This is a genomic window from Streptomyces sp. NPDC085946, assembly GCF_044540485.1.
Classification (GTDB): domain Bacteria; phylum Actinomycetota; class Actinomycetes; order Streptomycetales; family Streptomycetaceae; genus Streptomyces.
This window is the reverse complement of the sequence record NZ_JBITSF010000001.1, coordinates 171,640-192,529: the sequence shown is the minus strand read 5'-3', so window position 1 is coordinate 192,529 and position 20,890 is coordinate 171,640. Positions and strand designations below refer to the sequence as shown.

The window sequence follows — 20,890 nt, the reverse complement described above, 5'->3', positions numbered from 1 at the left end:
AGGCGGCGCGGTGAAGCGTCAGCCCGCGGCCGCCAGGTCGCGGTGGACGACCTTGGCCACGGCCTGGATGGTCGCGATGCCGTAGTTCATGGTGCTGTTGCCGTGGGTGAGCACGGTGATCGTGTAGTCGTGGCCGCCGCCCTTGAACGCGCCGACGCTGTGCACGCGCCAGCCGTACGTGGCGCGCTGCAGCCAGCCGTTCTTCACGGCCACGGAGACCCCGGCGGGCACCCCGTACGGCGTGCCCCAGCGCTGCGAGGAGACGACCTGGCCCATCAGCTTCAGGATGTAGGCGCGGGAGTTGTCGCTGAGGACCGTGTTCTTCGCCGTGACCAGCTTGAGCAGCTTCTGCTCGTCGGTGACGGTGATCCGGGTCAGGCCCCAGTAGCCGTTCGCGCCCGGCACGGTCTGGGTCATCCCGGCGGCGGCGAGGAAACCCTTGATCTTCGTCAGGCCCAGCTGCTTCCACAGGGTGGAGGTCGCCGTGTTGTCCGACTTGGTGATCATGGCGGTGGCGAGGGAGGCCTCGCGGTCGGTGAGGTACCGGTTGTGCTTCTTCGCGTCCCACAGCAGGACGGCGAGCACGGTGACCTTGACGACGCTGGCCGAGTCGTAGGCGGTCGACGGGCGCAGGGTGCAGGTCGTGCCGGTGGTCCGGTCGTGCAGACCGACGGCGACGGTGCCCGAACGGCCCGCGAGGGCGCCCGTGATGTCCTTCTTCAGCTTGTCGGCGAGTCCGGCCTTGGCGGACGTGCAGCTGACGGCCGGCGTGGCCGCGGCGGCGGGCGAGGCGGCGGCGAGCGGCAGGAGCACGCCCGCGCCCGCACCGGCCGCCAGCAGTCTCGCGCGGCGGGATATCCCATGAGTCATGCCCCTCTTGACTCATGGACGGGTGGGAAAGGTTGTAGTCCCCCGGGAAGGTCGCGGCGCGCCGGGCGGACACCGCGCCCCGGACGGACACCACGTGCCGGACGGGCAACCGCGCGCCCGGCGGACGGCCCGGGCGGCTTCACAGGCGGGGGCCAGCCGCGGCACAGCGGGCGCCAACCCCCGCTGTCCACCATGCCGGAGTGACATCTGCCACCGATCCCCGTCTCCGCGCCCCCGCGCCCCCCGAGTCCGGCGCCGGGCCCGCCCCCGCGCGCTGGTCGCTCCCCGTCCTGATCGCGATCATGGTCCTGGCGGCGGTGCTCTACGCCTGGAACCTGTCCTCCGCCGGTCTCAACAGCTACTACAGCGCCGCCGTGCTGAGCGGCACGCAGAGCTGGAAGGCCTGGTTCTTCGGCTCGCTGGACGCGGGCAACTTCCTCACCGTCGACAAGCCGCCGCTCGCGCTGATGGTCATGGGCCTGTCGTGCCGCGTGCTCGGGTACGGCACCTGGCAGATGATGGCGCCGATGATCGCGGCGGCCCTCGCCACGATCTGGATCCTGCACGCCTGCGTCAAGCGGGTGTTCGGCCCCGGCGCGGCCGCCGTGGCCGCGCTGGTGCTGGCCCTGACGCCGATCACGGTCGCCATCAACCGCGACAACAACCCCGACACCCTGCTGGTCCTCCTGATGGTGGCGGGCGCGGCCCTCGCGCTGCGGTCCGTGCGGACCGGCCGGCTGCTGCCGCTGCTGGGGTCGGCCGCCTGCTTCGGCCTGGCCTTCAACACCAAGATGCTGCAGGGCTGGATCGCGCTGCCGGCGGTCTTCGCGGTGTACCTGTACGCGGCGCGGCCGGGGCTCGCCCGGCGGATCGCGCACCTGCTGGCCGCGGGTGCGGTGCTCGCCGTCTCCAGCTTCTGGTGGGCGGCGGCCGTCTCGCTGGTCCCGGCCTCCGCGCGCCCGTACATCGGCGGGTCGACGGACGGCACGGCCTGGGACCTGATCACGGGCTACAACGGCCTCGGCCGCATCCTCGGCGGTGACGGCAACGGCGGGGGCGGCGGAGGCGGCGGCTTCTCTGGCACCGCCGGCATCGGCCGCCTGTTCAACGACGTCCTCGGCGGGCAGATCTCCTGGCTGATCCCCTTCGCTGCGCTGGCCTGCGCCGGCGGCCTGGTGCGGTGCGGCCGCGCCCCGCGCACGGACCTCACGCGAGCCGCGCTGGTGCTGTGGGGCGGCTGGACCGCCCTGCACTACCTGACCTTCGCGATGGCCGAGGGCACCATGCACCCGTACTACACGACCGCGCTCGCGCCGGGCATCGCGGCGCTGTGCGGGGGCGGCGGCCTGCTGCTGCTGCGTGCCTTCCGGGCCGACCGGCGCTGGGTCTGGGTGCTCCCGCTGGGCCTCGCGGTCACCGCGCTGTGGGCCGTCGTCCTGCTGCGCCGGGCCTCCGGCTGGAACAGCTGGCTGTGGCCGTCGATCGCGGTCCTCATGGCGCTGGCCGTGGCGGGGCTGCTCGTCTTCCGCTCCGGCCGCCGGGCGCGGCTGCTGGCGGCGTCCGTGGCCGCGGCGGTCGTCGCGGCGGTGGCGGGCCCGGCCGCGTACGCCTGGTCGGTGCCGGCCGGGTCGGGCGGCGGCATGAGCGGGACCAACCCGACCGCGGGCCCGGCCACGGGCAGCGGCTTCGGGGGGCCCGGCGGCGGAGGCGGCCGGGGCTTCGCGGGCGGGGGCGAAGGCGGGCCGGGCACGGGTGAACCGCCGGGCGGAACCGCGCCGTCGGACGGCCAGGGGGGCGGCTTCCCTGGCGGGGGCGCGCCGAGCGGGGCCCCGGCCGCCGGTGACGCGAGCGGCCGGGACGGCCGGACCGGCGGAACCGGTCAGGGCGGCGGGCAGGCTCCCGGCGGCATGGGCGGCGGCGGCATGGGCGGCGGCGCGAGCAGCGAGCTGATCGCGTACCTGAAGAAGCATCAGGACGGCGCCACCTGGCTGCTCGCGGTGTCCGGTTCGCAGAGCGCGGCGCAGCTGATCCTGAGCAGCGGACAGCCCGTCATCTCCATGTGGGGCTGGTCCGGCTCGGACGAGGCGATGACCCTCGCCAGGCTCAAGGAGCTGGTGAAGGCGGGCGACCTGCACTACGTCCAGGTCGGCGGCGGCGGCATGGGCGGCGGCAGCGGCCTGAGCTCCGAGGTCACGGCGTGGGTGCGGGAACACGGCACGGCGGTGCGGGCGAGCGAGTACGCCTCCGCGTCCGCCTCGGCCGCGGACACCGGCACCGACTCCGGCTCCGGCTCCGGCTCCGGCTCCAGCACCGGCGACTCCGCGAGCGGCACGGAGTCCACCTCCACGGTCTACCGCCTGGACCCGTCGGACGTCACCTGACGTTCCGTCCCCTCACCTCCCGCGCACGGCCCCCGCCCCCCCCCGGGCGGGGGCCGTCGCCGCGCACCGGTTCGCGCAGCGTCACGCGCTCGATACGCCCCGTTCATGGACATGACTGCATGTGCATGCCACTCTCCGGGTTGCCCCTCCTCAACCCGCGTAGATGGGACTCCCCATGCCGTCGACACGCATACGCCGCCGGAAGCCGCCGGCGCTGGCCGTCGCCGCCGCCCTGGTCGGCCTGACCGCCCCCGCGCTCACCGCCACCCCCGCCGCCGCGACGACGACCGCGTACGACGCGACGTACTACAGGAACGCCGTCGGCAAGACGGGCACCGCCCTGAAGTCGTCCCTGCACACCATCATCAGCAGCCAGACCAAGCTGTCGTACTCGGCGCTCTGGGAGGCCCTGAAGGTCACCGACCAGGACCCGGCCAACAGTGCCAACGTGATCCTGCTGTACTCCGGCAAGTCCCGCAGCAAGAGCCTCAACGGCGGCGACGTCGGCGACTGGAACCGCGAGCACGTCTGGGCGATCTCGCACGGCGACCTCACCACCTCGACCGGTCCGGGCACCGACCTGCACCACATCCGCCCCGAGGACGTGACCGTCAACTCCATCCGCGGCAACAAGGACTTCGACGAGGGCGGCAGCGCGGTCGGCGGCACCACGACCAGCTACACCGACTCCGACTCCTTCGAGCCGCGCGACGCCGTCAAGGGCGACGTGGCCCGCATGATCCTGTACATGGCCGTCCGCTACGAGGGCGACGACGCCTGGGCCGACCTGGAGCCCAACGACCGCGTCGGCAACGGCAGCAGCCCCTACACCGGACGGCTGTCGGTCCTGAAGCAGTGGAACGAGCAGGACCCGCCGGACGCCTTCGAGGAGCGCCGCAACCAGGTCATCTACGACAGCTACCAGAAGAACCGCAATCCGTTCATCGACCACCCGGAGTGGGTCGAGGCGATCTGGTAGCCCCGGACGCGCCGGTGTCCGGGACCCGTACGCCCGGCGCGGACGCGCCCGGGGCCCGGCGGGGCGTTCCCTCGCCGGGCCCCCGGTTCGCCCCAAGAGGTGGTGTGGGCGGCCGTACCGCGCGGCCCGGCCCGCTCCGCCGGGACCATGGCATCGCCCCGGCACGTCCGCCGGGGCGATCCGCGTCCACGACCCCTCCTGGAGAGTGCCGTGAAGACTCGTTCCTGGTCCCTCGCCGCCGCCCTGACCCTGACCGCGCTCCTGCTGCCCGCCCACACGGCGTCCGCCGCGCCGGCCGCCCCGCCGTCCTGTCCGGACGGCTCGGTGTGCTTCTGGAGCGGCGAGGGCTTCGGCGGCGACTACTGGGAGTGGACCGCGCGCAGCGGCTACCGCGACATGCCGCCCCGCCTCCACGACCGCGTCGGCTCGTTCGTGGCCAGTACCCGGGCCTGCTTCGTGAACTGGCAGCCGGTCGAGAAGCGCGACGTGTTCAACGGCGACTGGCGCTCCCGCTACCGCGGCGACTTCGGCGGCCGGATCGACGGGGTGGGTCCGGGCGCCTGCTGACCCGCCGGGCTCAGCCCCGGTGCGTCGGCGCGAACATCCGCAGCACGGCGGGCAGGACGACCACCCGGGGGCCGGGGGCCGACAGCGCCTCGGCGAGGTCGGTCTCCAGCGTCCCGGGGGTCGTGCGGACCGCCGGGACCCCGAACGCCCCGGCGAGGGCGACGAAGTCGGGCCGGGTCAGTTCCGTCGCCGTCGCCTGCCCGAACGCGTCGGTCATGTACTCGCGCAGGATGCCGTAGCCGCCGTCGTCGACGATCAGCCAGGTGACGTCCAGGTCGTGCTGCCGCGCGGTGGCAAGCTCGGCGATCGAGTACAGCGCGCCGCCGTCGCCGGAGACCGCCAGCACCGGCCGGGTGGGGTCGGCGACCGCCGCGCCGAGGGCCGCCGGGAAGGCGTAGCCGAGGCCGCCGGCGCCCTGCGCGGAGTGCATGGTGTTCGGCTTCTTCGGGTCGAACGCGGACCACGCCCAGTACGCCAGGATCGTCATGTCCCAGAAGGAGGGGGCGTCGGCGGGCAGGGCCCGGCGCACCGACGCCAGCACCTCCTGCTCCGCCGCGAGGTCCTGCTCCGCGAGGCGCCCGGCCACCTTGGACAGCAGGGCCCGGACCCGCTCGGGCGCCTCGGGGTCCTGCCGCTCCCCGACGGTCTCCAGCAGCGCCTGGAGCGCGAGGCGGGCGTCCGCGTGGATGCCGAGCGCCGGGTGGTTGGACTCCAGCTTGCCGAGGTCGGCCTCGATCTGGATCACCCGGCCGCGCGGCGCGAACGTGTGGTAGTTCGAGGAGAGTTCACCGAGGCCGGAGCCGACGACCAGCAGGACGTCGGCGTCCTCCAGGAAGTCGGTGGTGTGGCGGTCCTCCAGCCAGGACTGCAGCGACAGCGGGTGGTTCCAGGGGAAGGCGCCCTTGCCGCCGAAGGTGGTGACGACCGGGGCCCGGAGCCGCTCCGCGAGCTGCCGCAGCTTACGGGAGGCGTCCGCCCGGACGACCCCGCCGCCCGCGACGATCAACGGGCGCTCGGCGCGGGACAGCAGGTCGGCGGCGACGGCGGTCAGCTCGGGGCGCGGCGCCAGCTCCTCCGGGGTCGCGTCCAGGCCGGTCACCTGCGGCAGCGACGTCCCGGCCAGCAGCACGTCCTGCGGGATCTCCACCCAGACCGGGCCGTGCGGGGCGGTCAGCGCCGACTGCCAGGCCGCGGCGATCGCGGAGGGGATCTGCGAGGGGGTGCGGACGGGGTGCACGGACTTGACCACGCCCCGGAACACGGCCGCCTGGTCGGGCAGTTCGTGCAGGTAGCCGTGGCGGCCGCCGCCCAGCCCGGCCGTCGGGACCTGGCTGCCGATCGCCAGCACGGGTGCCGAGGCCGCCGCCGCCTCCTGGAGCGCGGCCAGCGACATCAGCGCGCCGGGGCCGGTCGACAGCAGCAGCGGCGCCGCCTCGCCGGTGATCCGGCCGTACGCGTCCGCCGCGAAGCCCGCGTTGTTCTCCGCCCGCAGGCCGACGTACCGGAGGTCGGAGCGGCGCAGGGCGTCGAACATGCCGAGGGCGTGCTGGCCGGGCAGGCCGAAGACGGTGGTCGCGCCCAGCCCGGCCAGCGTCTCCACGACCAGGTCCCCGCCGGTGCGCCCCGGGGGCGGGTTCAGCGCGGCCTCGGTCTGCGCGGCGGTCGGACGGAGCACCAGGTCGTGGTCGTGGGTCACTGCGCTGCCTTCTCCTGGGCGATCTGGCGGGACATGATCGTCGTCAGCTCGTACGCCGTGTGGGACGCGGCGACGGACGTGATCTCGGCGTGGTCGTAGGCGGGCGCCACCTCGACGACGTCCGCGGAGACCAGGTTGCAGGATGCCAGGCCGCGCAGGATCTCCAGCAGTTCGCGGGAGGTCATGCCGCCGGCCTCCGGGGTGCCGGTGCCGGGCGCGTGCGCCGGGTCGAGGCAGTCGATGTCGATGGAGATGTACAGCGGGCGGTCGCCGATGCGCTGGCGCAGCTGGTCGGCGACCTCGTCGGCGCCCCGGCGGTAGATGTCCGCCGAGGTGACGATGCCGAAGCCCATCTTCTCGTCGTCGGTGAGGTCCTGCTTGCCGTACAGCGGGCCGCGGGTGCCGACGTGGGAGAGCGCCTCGGTGTCGAGGATGCCCTCCTCCACGGCACGGCGGAACGGGGTGCCGTGGGTGTACTCGGCGCCGAAGTACGTGTCCCAGGTGTCGAGATGGGCGTCGAAGTGGAGCAGGGCGACGGGGCCGTGCTTCTTGGCGACCGAGCGCAGCAGCGGCAGGGCGATGGTGTGGTCGCCGCCCAGGGTCATCAGGCGGGCGCCGGTGCCGAGCAGGTCGTCGGCCGCGGCCTCGATCGTCTCCACGGCCTCGTTGATGTTGAACGGGTTGACCGCGATGTCGCCGCCGTCGGCGACCTGGGCGAGGGCGAAGGGGGAGGCGTCCTGCGCCGGGTTGTAGGGGCGCAGCAGCCGGGACGCCTCGCGGATGGCGTTGCCGCCGAAGCGGGCGCCCGGCCGGTACGAGACGCCGGAGTCGAACGGCACGCCCACCACGGCGACGTCGGCGCGGCCGACCTCGTCGAGGCGGGGCAGCCGGGCGAAGGTCGCGGGACCGGCGTACCGCGGGATGCGGGAGGAGTCGACGGGGCCGCGGGGCGTCTCGTTGCTGCTCATGGGAACTGCCTTCTTTCCTACGCTTCGTCGCGTATGTGCTGCTTGCGTCCCGACTCTACTGGGATGCCGGGACCGGTTCGGACAGGGGTTCGGGGGCCCGGCCGGCCAGGCGCTCGCGCCAGGCGGCGAGCACGGTGGCGTCGGTGGCCGGGGTGGCCAGGGAGACCGCCACGTAGGCGGCGAGGGAGGCGAGCAGGCCGTAGTAGACGGGCTCGTTGGCGAGGATGCCGTAGCCGGCCATCAGGCCGACCACCGCGAGGCCGCCGGTCACGACGGAGGCCAGGGCGCCCTGCACGGTGCCGCGCCGCCACAGCAGCCCGCCGAGGACGGGCACCAGGAGGCCGCCGACGAGGAGGTTGTAGGCGACGGTCAGCGCCTCGACGACGTCGTTCAGCGCGATGGCGGTGCCGGTCACGGCGAGCCCCATGACCAGGATGAAGGCGCGGTTGCCCTTCACCTCGTCGTGCTCCCCGCCGGCGGGCCGGACGGCGCCGCGCAGCCGCGACCAGATGTCGTTGTCGGCGACGGTCGCGCAGGCGATCAGCGCGCCGGAGGACGTCGACATCACGGCCGCGAGCGCCGCCGCGAGCACCAGGCCGCGCACGCCGACGGGCAGTTCGTCCTTGACGATGGTGGCGAAGGCGTCGTCGGGGCTGGCGAGGCCGGGGTAGAGCACCTTGGCCGCGGTGCCGATGACCGCGCCGGCGACGGCGTAGGCGAGGCAGTAGGTGCCCGCGACCGTGCCGCCCCACTTGGCCGTGCGGTCGCTGCGGGCGGTGAAGACGCGCTGCCAGATGTCCTGCCCGATGAGCATGCCGAAGGTGTAGATCAGCACGTAGGTGAAGATCGTCTCGCCGCCGATGCCCAGCGGGTCGAAGTACCCGGTGGGCAGCTGCGCCCTCATCTCGGCGAAGCCGCCCGCCTTGACGACGGCGATCGGCAGCAGCAGGAGCAGCACGCCGATCGTCTTGACCACGAACTGCACCATGTCGGTGAGCGTGATCGACCACATGCCGCCGAGCGTGGAGTAGGCGACGACGATCGAGCCGCCGAGCACGATCGCCAGGGTCCGGTCCATGTCGAACAGGACGTCGAAGATGGTGGCGTAGGCGATGGTCGACGTCACGGCGAGCATGAGGGTGTACGCCCACATGACCACGCCGGTGATGAGGCCCGCCCGGCCGCCGTAGCGCAGGTCCAGCATCTCGGAGACGGTGTAGACCTTCAGGCGGGCGATGCGCGCCGAGAAGAGGACGGACAGCGCGAGCAGGCCGAGGCCGATGGTGAACACCATCCAGGCGCCGGACAGGCCGTACTGGTAGCCGAGGCCCACGCCGCCGATGGTGGAGGCGCCGCCGAGCACGATCGCCGCCATGGTGCCGGAGTACATCGCGGGCCCGAGGCGGCGGCCGGCCACCAGGAACTCGCTCTTGGACCGGGCGCGGCGCATGCCCCACCAGCCCATGGCCAGCATCGCGGCCAGGTAGACGACGATGACGGTGTAGTCGACGGCCATGCGGGGCCTCCTTCGCGCACTCTCGGTGGCGTGTCGTGCAGGTACCGGGGAGAAGCCGGCAGTGGCCCGCGGGGACATCCGCCCGTACCCGCGCCTGCCGGTCCGGACCGACCCTAGGTGGCCGGAAAGCGACTGCGAAGTGTACGTTTCCTCCATCCGGCCGCCGTGGAGTGGAGGAAACGCACACCATGCCCGATCCCGCGGTCCCGCCGACGCCCCCGGTGCCCCTCGCGGCCCTGCTCGCCCGCGAGGACCTGGCCCTGCGGCAGATCGCCGGCCCCGAGGACCCGGACACCGTGATCCACTGGGCGCACACCTCGGAGATGGCGGACCCGTACCCCTATCTGCTGGGCGGGGAGCTGCTGCTCACGGCGGGCGTGCACGTCCCGGGGGCGGCGGGGACCGGGACCTATTTCGACGACTACGTCTCCCGGATCGTGGCGGCGGGCGGCGCCGCCCTCGGCTTCGGGGTGGCGCCCGTGCACGACACCGTCCCGCGCGCCCTGGTCGCCGCCTGCGACGCCCACGGGCTGCCGCTGCTGGAGGTGCCGCCGCAGACCACCTTCTCGGGCGTGGCCCGCGCGGTCTGGCAGCTGATGGCGCAGGCCCGCCTCGCGGAGCTGCGCCGGGTGACCGAGGCCCAGCAGTCCCTGGCCGCCGCCGCGGCCCGCCCCGACCCGGTCCCGGCCGTGCTGCGGCAGCTCGCCGGGCGGCTGGGCGGCCGGGCGGTGCTGTACGGGCCGGAGGGGGCGCCGCTCGCGGCGGCCGGGCGCCAGGTGCCGGACGAGGCCACCGAGGCGCTGGCGGCCCTGGCCCGGGAGGTCACCCGGCGCGCCTCCGCCACCGCCACCGACACCCGCGCCGGCACCCGCCTGGCCGCCTACGCCCTCGGCACCGGGCAGGGTTTCGTGCTCGGCGTGGCGGCCCCGCGGCGCGCCGCCGCCGACCACACCGTGGCCTCCGTCGCCGCCGTGCTGCTCTCCCTCCTGACCGGCGAGCACCAGAGCGCCTCGGGCGCGGCCCGCTCCTCCGCCCTCGTACGGCTGCTGCTGGGCGCCCCGCCCGAGGAGGTGGCCCCGCTGCTCGGCGCCGGGGCCTGGCACGTGGTGCACGCCCGCCCGGACACGGGCGCCCCGGACGCCGTTGCCGCCTCCGCGCTGGGCGCCGCCCTCGGCTCGCCCCTGGTCGACACGGGCCGGGACGCCGTCCGCGTCCTCGTCCCCGCCGACCGGGCGCCCGCCCCGCTGCCCGGCTGGACGCTGGGCGTCAGCGCCGCCGTCCCCCCGGGCGACTGGCCGGCCGCCGACACCCAGGCGGCCCGCGCCCTGGCCCGGGCCCGGGCCACCCGCGCGGCCCTGGTCCGGCACGGCGACCGCCCGGTCCTCGCCGACCTGGTCGCGCCCGACGAGGCCGCCGCCCACGCCCGGGCCCTGCTGGCCCCGGTCGCCGGCCGGCCCGCCCTCACCGAGACGCTGCGCACCTGGCTCTCCCTGCACGGCAGCTGGGACCGGACGGCCGTCGCCCTGGCCGTCCACCGCAACACCGTGCGCCAGCGCATCGCCCGCTGCGCGGCCCTGCTGGAGGCCGACCTGGACGACCCGGACGTACGGATGGAACTCTGGTTCGCGCTGCGCCGGTTGTGAGTACGGGGGCTCAGCCGCGCCGAGTACGTGACGCACGTCCCAGGGGGCGCTGTGCCGGAGACGCCCACGGGCGGCTGCCCCACAATGGGTGCCATGCCGATACCCGGGACGCCCAGCCGCGCCGAACTCGTCCAGCACCTCGTCAGGACCCGTATCGCGGGCGAGGTCGCCACACCGCGCGAGAACAACCTCTCCCACTACCGCAAGCTGGCCAACGGCGACCGCCACTACTGGCTCGGCCTGGAACTCGGCGACCGCTGGACCGACGAGCAGGACGTCCTCGCGGTGATGGCGGAACGGTGCGGCGTGAACGACGACCCCGGGCACCGCCACGGCCAGGACACCATCGACCCGGAGCTGACCGTGGCCGCGCTGGAGCGGATGGCCGGGCGGCTGCGCAAGGCGGCGGACGGGCAGCAGCGGGTGCTGTTCGCCACCGGCCACCCGGGCGGCCTGCTGGACGTGCACCGCGCCACGGCCGCCGCCCTGCGCGCGGCGGGCTGCGAGATCGTCGTCATCCCGGACGGACTCCAGACGGACGAGGGGTACGTCATGCAGTTCGCGGACGTGGCGGTGCTGGAGCACGGCGCCACGCTGTGGCACACCCACTCCGGCGAGCCGATGAAGGCGATCCTGACCGGCCTGGAGCGCGCGGGCCGCCCGCTGCCCGACCTGGTCGTCGCCGACCACGGCTGGGCGGGGTACGCCGGCCAGCACGGCGTGGACTCGGTGGGCTACGCCGACTGCAACGACCCGGCGCTGTTCCTCGCCGAGGCCGAGGGCACCGTGCAGGTGACGGTCCCCCTCGACGACCACGTGGTCAGCCCCCGCTTCTACGACCCGATGACGCGGTACCTGCTGGCGGAGGCCGGGCTGATCTGAAGGGCCGGGGACTGCCGTTCGGATCACGCCGCGGGCGCGGGGCCCGCGCACCGGCGCCGACGACATGCAGCCGATTCCCTGCGACCGATCCGGACGACAGCACCTAGCCGCGCGGCACGCGGACCACGCCCTCCTGGATGACCGAGACGGCCAGGCGCCCGTCCTGCGTGTAGATGCGGGCCTGGCCCAGGCCCCGGCCGCCGTGCGCGGACGGCGACTCCTGGTCGTACAGCAGCCACTCGTCGGCGCGGAACGGGCGGTGGAACCACATGGCGTGGTCCAGCGAGGCCCCGACCACGTCGCCGACGGCCCAGCCGCCGCGCCCGTGCGCGAGCAGCACCGAGTCCAGCAGGGTCATGTCGGAGACGTACGTGGCGAGCACGACGTGCAGCAGCGGGTCGTCGACCTCGCGGTCCAGCTTGCCGTCGGTGCGGAACCACACCTGGGAGTGCGGCTCGCGGGGCTCGCCGAACCGGCCGAACGGCGGCGCGTCGACGTAGCGCAGGTCGACGGCGGCCCGCGCCTCGACGAACCGCTCCACGACCTCCGGGTCGAGGTGGCCGTAGCTGCGCAGCCGCTCCTCGGAGGTGGGCAGCGTGGCCGGGTCCGGCGCGGGCGGCATGGGCGCCTGGTGCTCCAGGCCGTCCTCGTGCTCCTGGAACGACGCCGAGAGGTGGAAGATCGGCTTGCCGTGCTGGACGGCGACCACCCGGCGGGTGGTGAAGGAGCGGCCGTCGCGGATCCGGTCGACCGTGTAGACGATGGGCGTGCCCGGGTCGCCGGGGCGCAGGAAGTACGCGTGCAGCGAGTGCGCCGGCCGGTCGGCGGGGACCGTCCGGCCGGCGGCGACGAGCGCCTGCGCGGCGACCTGCCCGCCGAAGACCCGCGGCACGACGGCGGACCGGGACCGGCCGCGGAAGATGTCCTCCTCGACCCGCTCCAGGTCGAGCAGGTCGAGGAGGTCCTGAAGTGCCTGACTCATGAGGTCAGTTGTATACGGCAGGGATTTCGCGGGCCTTACAGACCCATGTCCTTCGCGATGATCGTCTTCATGATCTCGCTGGTGCCGCCGTAGATGCGGTTGACCCGGTTGTCCGCGTACAGGCGGGCGATCGGGTACTCGTTCATGTAGCCGTAGCCGCCGTGCAGCTGGAGGCAGCGGTCGATGACGCGGTGCGCGACCTCGGTGCAGAACAGCTTGGCGGAGGCGGCCTCCGCCGGGGTCAGCTCACCGGCGTCCAGGGCCTCGGTCGCGCGGTCGGCGACGGCCTCGGCGGCGTCCACCTCGGCCTGGCAGGCGGCCAGTTCGAACTTGGTGTTCTGGAAGTGGGCGACCGGCTTGCCGAAGACGGTGCGCTCCTGCACGTACTGCTTGGCGAACCGGACGGCGGCCTTGGCCTGCGCGTAGGCGCCGAAGGCGATGCCCCAGCGCTCGGAGGCCAGGTTGTGGCCGAGGTAGTAGAAGCCCTTGTTCTCCTCGCCGAGCAGGTCCTCGACGGGCACCTTGACGTCGACGAAGGCCAGCTCGGCCGTGTCGGAGGTGCGCAGGCCCAGCTTGTCCAGCTTGCGGCCGATGGAGTAGCCCTCGGACTTGGTGTCCACGGCGAACAGCGAGATGCCGAAGCGGCGGTCCTCGGCGGTCGGCGCGGAGGTCCGGGCGCAGACGATGACCTTGTCGGCGTGCACGCCGCCGGTGATGAAGGTCTTGGCGCCGTTGAGGACGTAGTGCGTGCCGTCCTCGCTCAGCCTGGCGGTGGTCTTCATGCCCGCGAGGTCGGAGCCGGTGCCCGGCTCGGTCATCGCGATGGCCCACATCTCCTCGCCGGTGACGAACTTCGGCAGGTAGCGCTTCTTCTGCTCGTCCGTGGCCAGCATCTTGATGTACGGCAGGGCGAGCAGCACGTGCACGCCGGAGCCGCCGAACTGGACGCCCGCGCGGGCGGTCTCCTCGTAGAGGACGGCCTCGAACTTGTGGCTGTCCATGCCGGCGCCGCCGTACTCCTCCGGCACGTTGATGCCGAAGATGCCCAGCTCGCCGAGCTTGTAGTAGAACTCGCGGGGCGCCTGGCCCGCCGCGAACCACTCGTCGTAGACCGGGACGACCTCGGCCTCGATGAAGGCGCGAAGGGTCTCCCGGAACGCCTCGTGATCCTCGTTGAACACCGTACGGCGCACGCCGCCACCTCCACGTACTCTCGGCATGTCTAAGCGCTTGCTCAGATTCAAGGTACCGGCGGGTAGCGAGAGGCGTAAAGAGTGGGGGCGCCGTAACGCTCGTCACGCCGCGCCGGTGTCCGCCTTGCCGTAGCGGCGGAACTCGGACGTGTCGACCGTCCAGGGGCCGAACGGCACGGAGTCGCCGTAGATGTAGGCGTCCTTGCGGGTGTAGCGCCCCTTGCACGGATCGGAGTGCACTTCGATCGTTCCGGTACGCGGGTCGACGATCAGGTAATGGGCGATGCCCATGGCCGGATAGTCGGCGAGCTTCTCGATGTAGTCGTTGTCGGGGCTGGACGGCGAGACGATCTCCACGACCGCCAGGACCTCCGCCGCGTCGACGGCCAGGCCCTCCTCGTCGAGGACGGCCTCGGGGATGACGACCGCGTCGGGAAGGCGCATGCGGCCGATCGCGGGGTGCTCGATCTCCGGGCCACCGGCGCAGATGTAGCCGGGGTGCGTGACGAGAAGCTGGTCGTCCAGCTGCTTGCAGACGCGGCGGACCGTGCCCTCGTGGCGCTTCGACGGGCACATCATGGCCAGTATCGGGCCGGACGGTCCGATCTCGACGCTCCAGGCCCCTTCGAGCTGCTCGGCGTAGGCCCCGAGCCGCTCGGCGATCGCGCGCATCTTCGCGTAGTCCATGCCCATGGCCCCAGGGTAGTGAACCGGAGGCCCGCCGACGGGCCCGTCGCTACCGCTCGGCCGCCGCCGCGAACGCCCCCCGCGCCATCCGGTGCAGCAGCTCCGCCGTGGCCCCGCGACCCGGCAGGGCGCCCGGACGGCCCAAGTGCGGGGTGGAGTTCAGCAGGCCGAAGACCGAGTGGACCGCCGAACGGGCGGACGGTTCGGTCAGGCCCGGGTAGACCCCGCGCACCACCTCCACCCACAGCTCGACGTACTGCCGCTGGAGCTGGCGCACCAGCTTGCGGTCGCTGTCCCGGAGGCGGTCCAGCTCGCGGTCGTGCAGGGTGATGAGGGGACGGTCGTCGAGCGCGAAGTCGATGTGCCCCTCGATCAGCGAGTCGAGGACCGCCCCGGCCGGCACCCCGTCGGCCTCCGCCAGGCGGCGCTTCGCGCCCGTCAGCAGCTGACCGCTGATGCCCACCAGCAGCTCCGCGAGCATCGCGTCCTTGCCCGCGAAGTGCCGGTACAGCCCGGGTCCGCTGATGCCGACCGCGGCGCCTATCTCGTCGACCCCGACGCCGTGGAAGCCGCGCTCGGCGAACAGCCGGGCGGCCTCCTTGAGGATCTGCTCGCGGCGGGTGGAGGCGTCGGTTCTGGTGGCCATGCGAGCAATTCTAGACAGCGGGGTTAGCGGTCGTTAACCTGAGGGAAATGCGTTAACGCTCATTAACAAGGTGAGGGGACCGCAGGATGCACGAGGCACCGGAGCTTCACAGCGCGGCCGATCCCGCGTCGGAGGCCTTTCGGGCCAACGAGGAGGCGCACCGCGCCCTCGTGGCGGAGCTGCGCGCCAAACTGGCCGCCGCCCGGCTGGGGGGCGGGGAGAAGGCCCGGGCGCGGCACACCGCGCGCGGGAAGCTGCTCCCGCGCGACCGCGTGGACACCCTTCTCGACCCCGGCTCGCCCTTCCTGGAGCTGGCCCCGCTGGCCGCGGACGGGCTGTACGACGGACAGGCCCCGGCGGCCGGCGTCATCGCGGGGATCGGGCGGGTCTCGGGACGCGAGTGCGTGATCGTCGCCAACGACGCCACCGTCAAGGGCGGCACGTACTACCCGATGACCGTGAAGAAGCACCTCAGGGCCCAGGAGGTGGCCCTGGAGAACCGGCTGCCGTGCCTGTACCTGGTCGACTCCGGCGGCGCCTTCCTGCCCATGCAGGACGAGGTCTTCCCGGACCGCGACCACTTCGGCCGGATCTTCTACAACCAGGCCCGGATGTCCGGCGCCGGCATCCCGCAGATCGCGGCCGTGCTCGGCTCCTGCACGGCCGGCGGGGCGTACGTCCCGGCGATGAGCGACGAGGCCGTGATCGTGCGCGACCAGGGCACCATCTTCCTCGGCGGTCCCCCGCTGGTGAAGGCGGCCACCGGCGAGGTCGTCACCGCGGAGGAGCTCGGCGGCGGCGAGGTGCACTCCCGGGTCTCCGGCGTCACCGACCACCTCGCCGAGGACGACGCCCACGCCCTGCGCATCGTCCGCACCATCGTCTCGACCCTCCCCGCGCGCGGCCCGCTGCCCTGGGAGGTCACTCCGACGGCCGAACCGAAGGTCGATCCCCACGGCCTCTACGGCGCCGTGCCCGTCGACTCCCGCACCCCCTACGACGTCCGCGAGATCATCGCGCGCGTGGTCGACGGCTCGCGGTTCGCCGAGTTCAAGTCCGAGTTCGGGCAGACCCTGGTCACCGGCTTCGCCCGGATCCACGGCCACCCGGTCGGCATCGTCGCCAACAACGGCATCCTGTTCTCCGAGTCCGCCCAGAAGGGCGCCCACTTCGTCGAGTTGTGCGACCAGCGCGGCATCCCGCTGGTGTTCCTCCAGAACATCTCCGGCTTCATGGTCGGCCGGGACTACGAGGCGGGCGGCATCGCCAAGCACGGCGCCAAGATGGTCACGGCCGTGGCGTGCACGCGCGTGCCGAAGCTGACCGTGGTGGTCGGCGGGTCGTACGGCGCCGGGAACTACTCGATGTGCGGCCGGGCGTACTCGCCCCGCTTCCTGTGGATGTGGCCCAACGCCAAGATCTCCGTGATGGGCGGCGAGCAGGCCGCCTCGGTCCTCGCGACCGTCAGGCGGGACCAGCTGGAGGCCCGGGGCGAGCAGTGGCCCCTGGAGGACGAGGAGGCCTTCAAGGCGCCGATCCGCGCCCAGTACGAGCGCCAGGGAAGCGCCTACTACGCCACCGCGCGCCTCTGGGACGACGGCGTGATCGACCCGCTGGAGACGCGGCAGGTGCTGGGACTGGCTCTGACCGCGTGTGCCAACGCCCCGCTGGGTGAACCCCAGTTCGGCGTCTTCCGGATGTGACAGGGGGACTTGGACGAATGTTCGACACCGTACTCGTGGCCAACCGGGGCGAGATCGCCGTCCGCGTCATCCGCACCCTGCGGTCGATGGGCGTGCGCTCCGTGGCCGTCTTCTCCGACGCGGACGCCGACGCCCGGCACGTCCGCGAGGCCGACACCGCGGTCCGGATCGGACCGGCCCCGGCGGCCGAGAGCTACCTGTCGGTGGAGCGGCTGCTGGAGGCCGCCGCCCGCACCGGCGCCCGGGCCGTCCACCCCGGCTACGGCTTCCTCGCCGAGAACGCCGGTTTCGCGCGCGCCTGCGCCGAGGCGGGCCTGGTCTTCATCGGCCCCCCGGCGGACGCCATCGCCCTCATGGGCGACAAGATCCGCGCCAAGGAGACCGTCCGGGCGGCGGGCGTGCCCGTGGTGCCCGGCGGACGCGACCCGGAGCTGGCCGAGGCGGCCCGCGCGCTGGGCGCCCCCGTGCTGCTGAAGCCCTCGGCGGGCGGCGGCGGCAAGGGCATGCGCCTGGTGCGGGACCTCACCCTGCTGGAGGACGAGATCGCCGCCGCCCGCCGCGAGGCCCGGGCCTCCTTCGGCGACGACACGCTCCTGGTCGAGCGGTGGATCGACCGCCCCCGGCACATCGAGATCCAGGTGCTGGCCGACGGCCACGGCAACGTGATCCACCTCGGCGAGCGCGAGTGCTCCCTCCAGCGCCGCCACCAGAAGATCATCGAGGAGGCGCCCTCCGTCCTGCTGGACGAGGCGACCCGGGCGGCGATGGGCGAGGCGGCCGTCCAGGCGGCCCGCTCCTGCGGCTACCGGGGCGCGGGCACGGTGGAGTTCATCGTCCCCGGCGAGGACCCGACGTCGTACTACTTCATGGAGATGAACACCCGTCTCCAGGTGGAGCACCCGGTCACCGAGCTGGTCACCGGCCTTGACCTGGTGGAGTGGCAGCTGCGGGTGGCGGCGGGCGAGCCGCTGCCCTTCGGGCAGGACGAGGTCCGCCTCACCGGCCACGCGGTCGAGGCCCGCATCTGCGCCGAGGACCCGGCGCGCGGCTTCCTGCCGTCCGGCGGCACGGTGCTGCGGCTGCGCGAGCCCCGGGGAGGCGGTGTCCGCACGGACTCCGGGCTCAGCGAGGGCACCGAGGTCGGCAGCCTGTACGACCCGATGCTGTCCAAGGTGATCGCGTACGGCCCCGACCGGGCCACGGCGCTGCGCCGGCTGCGCGCGGCCCTCGCGGAGACCGTCACGCTGGGCGTGCAGACCAACGCCGGGTTCCTGCGGCGGCTGCTGGCCCACCCGGCGGTGGTGGCCGGGGAGCTGGACACCGGGCTGGTGGAGCGGGAGGTGGACGGGCTCGTCACCACCGACGTGCCGGAGGAGGTGTACGAGGCGGCGGCGGCCGTCCGGCTGGAGGCGCTGAAACCGGCGGGCGACGGCTGGACGGACCCCTTCTCGGTGCCGAGCGGCTGGCGGCTGGGCGGCGAGCACCGGCCCGTCACGGTCCACCTGCGGGCCGCGGGCGACCCCGTGGCGTACGTCCCGCGCGGCACGCACACCGTCACCGACGACCGGGTGTCCGTCACCCTGGACGGCGTCCGCCACACCTTCCACCGCGCCGCCGACTGGCTGGGCCGCGACGGCGACGCCTGGCACGTGCGCGACCACGACCCGGTCGCCGCGTCCCTGACCCGGGCCGGGCAGGCGGGCGCGGACTCGCTCACGGCGCCGATGCCGGGCACGGTCACCGTCGTGAAGGTCGCCGTCGGCGACGAGGTGGCGGCCGGTCAGAGCCTGCTGGTGGTCGAGGCGATGAAGATGGAGCACGTCGTCTCCGCCCCGCACGCCGGCACCGTCACCGAACTGGACGTGGCGCCGGGCACCACGGTCGCCATGGACCAGGTGCTGGCGGTCATCGCACCCCACGAGGAGGCGGCGCAGTGACAGTCGAAGGTCTCCCCATGGCCGTCCCCGCGGCGGGCCTGCCCGCCCGCGTGCGCATCCACGAGGTGGGCGCGCGCGACGGCCTGCAGAACGAGTCGGCGACCGTCCCGACCGAGGTCAAGGCGGAGTTCGTCCGCCGCCTGGCCGGCGCGGGCCTGACGACGATCGAGGCGACCAGCTTCGTGCACCCCAAGTGGGTGCCCCAACTGGCCGACGCGGAGCGGCTGTACCCGCTCGTCGCCGACCTCCCGGTCGCCCTGCCGGTCCTCGTCCCGAACGAGCGCGGCCTGGACCGGGCCCTGTCGCTCGGCGCCCGCCGGGTGGCCGTCTTCGCCAGCGCCACCGAGTCCTTCGCCAAGGCCAACCTCAACCGCACGGTGGACGAGGCGCTGGCGATGTTCGAGCCGGTGGTGGGACGGGCCCGGGCGGCGGGCGGCCACGTCCGCGGCTACCTGTCCATGTGCTTCGGCGACCCCTGGGAGGGCGCGGTCCCCGTCCCGCAGGTCGTCCGGGTGTGCCGGGCACTGCTCGACATGGGCTGCGACGAGCTGAGCCTCGGCGACACCATCGGGGTGGCGACGCCCGGCCACGTCACGGCGCTCCTCACCGCCCTGAACGAGGCCGGCGTTCCCACCGCCGCCCTGGGCGTCCACTTCCACGACACCTACGGCCAGGCGCTGGCCAACACCCTCGCGGCGCTCCAGCACGGAGTGACCACCGTCGACGCCTCCGCGGGCGGCCTGGGCGGCTGCCCGTACGCCCGGTCCGCCACCGGCAACCTCGCCACCGAAGACCTCGTGTGGATGCTGCGGGGCCTCGGCATCGACACCGGAGTCGACCTCGGCCGCCTCGTCGCCACGAGCGCGTGGATGGCCGACCACCTGGGCCGGCCCAGTCCGTCCCGCACCGTCCGAGCCCTGTCCCACGAGGACACCAAGGAGCAGTGATCACGATGGACCACCGTCTCTCCCCCGAGCTGGAGGAACTGCGGCGCACCGTCGAGGAGTTCGCCCACGACGTGGTGGCGCCCAAGATCGGCGACTTCTACGAGCGGCACGAGTTCCCGTACGAGATCGTCCGCGAGATGGGCCGCATGGGGCTGTTCGGACTGCCGTTCCCGGAGGAGTACGGCGGCATGGGCGGGGACTACCTGGCGCTGGGCGTGGCCCTGGAGGAGCTGGCCCGGGTGGACTCCTCGGTCGCCATCACCCTGGAGGCCGGGGTCTCCCTGGGCGCGATGCCGATCCACCTGTTCGGCACGGAGGAGCAGAAGCGCACCTGGCTCCCCCGGCTGTGCTCCGGCGAGATCCTGGGCGCCTTCGGCCTGACGGAGCCGGACGGCGGCTCGGACGCGGGCGCGACCCGCACCACGGCCCGGCTCGACCCGGACACCGACGAGTGGGTGATCAACGGCACGAAGTGCTTCATCACCAACTCCGGCACGGACGTCACGGGCCTGGTGACGGTGACGGCGGTGACGGGCCGCAAGCCGGACGGCAGGCCGCTGATCTCCGCGATCATCGTCCCGTCGGGCACGCCCGGCTTCACGGTCGCCGCCCCCTACTCGAAGGTCGGCTGGAACGCCTCGGACACCCGCGAGCTGTCCTTCTCCGACGTGCGCGTCCCGGCGGCCAACCTGCTGGGCGAGGAGGGCCGCGGCTACGCCCAGTTCCTGCGCATCCTCGACGAGGGCCGCATCGCCATCGCGGCGCTGGCGACGGGCCTGGCGCAGGGCTGCGTGGACGAGTCGGTGAAGTACGCGAAGGAACGGCACGCCTTCGGCCGCCCGATCGGCGCGAACCAGGCCGTCCAGTTCAAGATCGCCGACATGGAGATGAAGGCCCACACGGCCCGCCTCGCCTGGCGCGACGCGGCGAGCCGCCTGGTCGCCGGCGAGCCCTTCAAGAAGGAGGCGGCCCTGGCGAAGCTGTACTCCTCCACGGTCGCCGTCGACAACGCCCGCGACGCCACCCAGATCCACGGCGGCTACGGCTTCATGAACGAGTACCCGGTCGCCCGCATGTGGCGCGATTCCAAGATCCTGGAGATCGGCGAGGGCACGAGCGAGGTGCAGCGGATGCTGATCGCACGGGAGTTGGGGCTGGCGGGCTGAAAGGGTGGTGGGGGTGGCCCCGCCCCGGGCCACCCCCCCAAACCGGCCAACAGCGTAGAAACCCCCACCCCCCACCAAACCCCCCCCACCACAACACCCCAACCCCCATGGTGCCCCCCCACAGCGA

At 73.6% G+C, this 20,890-nt stretch carries 17 protein-coding genes; 9 read left to right on the top strand and 8 right to left on the bottom strand.

The window, feature by feature from the left end; translation table 11 throughout:
• Nucleotides 1-18: 18 nt before the first annotated feature.
• Nucleotides 19-870, bottom strand: a complete 852-nt coding sequence (locus ACIF8T_RS00850) for a serine hydrolase (RefSeq protein WP_400029741.1) — start codon at nt 868-870, stop codon at nt 19-21.
• A gap of 200 nt (nt 871-1,070) precedes the next feature.
• Between ACIF8T_RS00850 and ACIF8T_RS00845 the strand changes: the two genes are divergently transcribed.
• The 3 genes from ACIF8T_RS00845 (at nt 1,071) to ACIF8T_RS00835 (ending at nt 4,797) form a co-directional block, all read left to right on the top strand.
• Nucleotides 1,071-3,251 carry an ArnT family glycosyltransferase gene (locus ACIF8T_RS00845; RefSeq protein ID WP_400029739.1) on the top strand — a complete coding sequence of 727 codons (2,181 nt, stop codon included), beginning with the start codon at nt 1,071-1,073 and terminating at the stop codon, nt 3,249-3,251.
• Nucleotides 3,252-3,426: 175 nt separating this feature from the next.
• The gene (locus ACIF8T_RS00840) at nt 3,427-4,230 is read left to right on the top strand and encodes an endonuclease I family protein (protein WP_400029737.1); all 804 of its coding nucleotides are present in this window, start codon (nt 3,427-3,429) and stop codon (nt 4,228-4,230) included.
• 210 nt (nt 4,231-4,440) lie between these two features.
• Nucleotides 4,441-4,797 (top strand): peptidase inhibitor family I36 protein, encoded by a 357-nt coding sequence (locus ACIF8T_RS00835; RefSeq protein ID WP_400029735.1) that lies wholly within the window; start codon nt 4,441-4,443, stop codon nt 4,795-4,797.
• A 10-nt stretch (nt 4,798-4,807) separates the two neighbouring features.
• Here ACIF8T_RS00835 and ACIF8T_RS00830 read toward each other — a convergent pair whose 3' ends face one another.
• Genes ACIF8T_RS00830 through ACIF8T_RS00820 form a run of 3 tightly spaced genes read right to left on the bottom strand, consistent with a single transcriptional unit; the run spans nt 4,808 to nt 8,977 of the window.
• Nucleotides 4,808-6,493 (bottom strand): thiamine pyrophosphate-binding protein, encoded by a 1,686-nt coding sequence (locus ACIF8T_RS00830; RefSeq protein ID WP_400029733.1) that lies wholly within the window; start codon nt 6,491-6,493, stop codon nt 4,808-4,810.
• Nucleotides 6,490-7,461: an agmatinase gene (gene speB / locus ACIF8T_RS00825; RefSeq protein ID WP_400029731.1), complete on the bottom strand. Its 972-nt coding sequence runs from the start codon at nt 7,459-7,461 to the stop codon at nt 6,490-6,492. The genes ACIF8T_RS00830 and speB overlap by 4 nt, the downstream gene beginning before the upstream one ends.
• A gap of 55 nt (nt 7,462-7,516) precedes the next feature.
• On the bottom strand, nt 7,517-8,977 hold the full coding sequence (locus tag ACIF8T_RS00820; RefSeq protein WP_400029729.1) for a sodium:solute symporter: 1,461 nt from the start codon (nt 8,975-8,977) through the stop codon (nt 7,517-7,519).
• Nucleotides 8,978-9,165: 188 nt separating this feature from the next.
• Here ACIF8T_RS00820 and ACIF8T_RS00815 point away from each other — a divergent pair, with 188 nt between their 5' ends.
• On the top strand, nt 9,166-10,620 hold the full coding sequence (locus ACIF8T_RS00815) for a PucR family transcriptional regulator ligand-binding domain-containing protein (protein ID WP_400029727.1): 1,455 nt from the start codon (nt 9,166-9,168) through the stop codon (nt 10,618-10,620).
• Nucleotides 10,621-10,713: 93 nt separating this feature from the next.
• Nucleotides 10,714-11,502 (top strand): phosphatase, encoded by a 789-nt coding sequence (locus ACIF8T_RS00810; RefSeq protein ID WP_400029725.1) that lies wholly within the window; start codon nt 10,714-10,716, stop codon nt 11,500-11,502.
• A gap of 103 nt (nt 11,503-11,605) precedes the next feature.
• Here ACIF8T_RS00810 and ACIF8T_RS00805 read toward each other — a convergent pair whose 3' ends face one another.
• The 4 genes from ACIF8T_RS00805 to ACIF8T_RS00790 all read right to left on the bottom strand — a co-directional run bounded on the left by ACIF8T_RS00805 (nt 11,606) and on the right by ACIF8T_RS00790 (nt 15,010).
• Nucleotides 11,606-12,484 (bottom strand): acyl-CoA thioesterase, encoded by an 879-nt coding sequence (locus ACIF8T_RS00805; RefSeq protein ID WP_400029723.1) that lies wholly within the window; start codon nt 12,482-12,484, stop codon nt 11,606-11,608.
• Nucleotides 12,485-12,519: 35 nt separating this feature from the next.
• Nucleotides 12,520-13,677 carry an acyl-CoA dehydrogenase family protein gene (locus ACIF8T_RS00800; RefSeq protein ID WP_400029721.1) on the bottom strand — a complete coding sequence of 386 codons (1,158 nt, stop codon included), beginning with the start codon at nt 13,675-13,677 and terminating at the stop codon, nt 12,520-12,522.
• Between the two features lie 102 nt (nt 13,678-13,779).
• The gene (locus ACIF8T_RS00795; RefSeq protein ID WP_400031434.1) at nt 13,780-14,364 is read right to left on the bottom strand and encodes a Uma2 family endonuclease; all 585 of its coding nucleotides are present in this window, start codon (nt 14,362-14,364) and stop codon (nt 13,780-13,782) included.
• 49 nt (nt 14,365-14,413) lie between these two features.
• The gene (locus ACIF8T_RS00790; protein WP_400029719.1) at nt 14,414-15,010 is read right to left on the bottom strand and encodes a TetR/AcrR family transcriptional regulator; all 597 of its coding nucleotides are present in this window, start codon (nt 15,008-15,010) and stop codon (nt 14,414-14,416) included.
• Between the two features lie 86 nt (nt 15,011-15,096).
• Between ACIF8T_RS00790 and ACIF8T_RS00785 the strand changes: the two genes are divergently transcribed.
• Genes ACIF8T_RS00785 through ACIF8T_RS00770 form a run of 4 tightly spaced genes read left to right on the top strand, consistent with a single transcriptional unit; the run spans nt 15,097 to nt 20,763 of the window.
• The gene (locus ACIF8T_RS00785; protein ID WP_400029717.1) at nt 15,097-16,713 is read left to right on the top strand and encodes a carboxyl transferase domain-containing protein; all 1,617 of its coding nucleotides are present in this window, start codon (nt 15,097-15,099) and stop codon (nt 16,711-16,713) included.
• Nucleotides 16,714-16,730: 17 nt separating this feature from the next.
• The gene (locus tag ACIF8T_RS00780) at nt 16,731-18,650 is read left to right on the top strand and encodes a biotin carboxylase N-terminal domain-containing protein (protein ID WP_400029716.1); all 1,920 of its coding nucleotides are present in this window, start codon (nt 16,731-16,733) and stop codon (nt 18,648-18,650) included.
• Nucleotides 18,651-18,667: 17 nt separating this feature from the next.
• Entirely contained in the window at nt 18,668-19,597 is a 930-nt protein-coding gene (locus ACIF8T_RS00775; protein WP_400031432.1) for a hydroxymethylglutaryl-CoA lyase, read from the top strand.
• 5 nt (nt 19,598-19,602) lie between these two features.
• Nucleotides 19,603-20,763: an acyl-CoA dehydrogenase family protein gene (locus ACIF8T_RS00770; protein ID WP_400029714.1), complete on the top strand. Its 1,161-nt coding sequence runs from the start codon at nt 19,603-19,605 to the stop codon at nt 20,761-20,763.
• Nucleotides 20,764-20,890 lie beyond the last annotated feature (127 nt).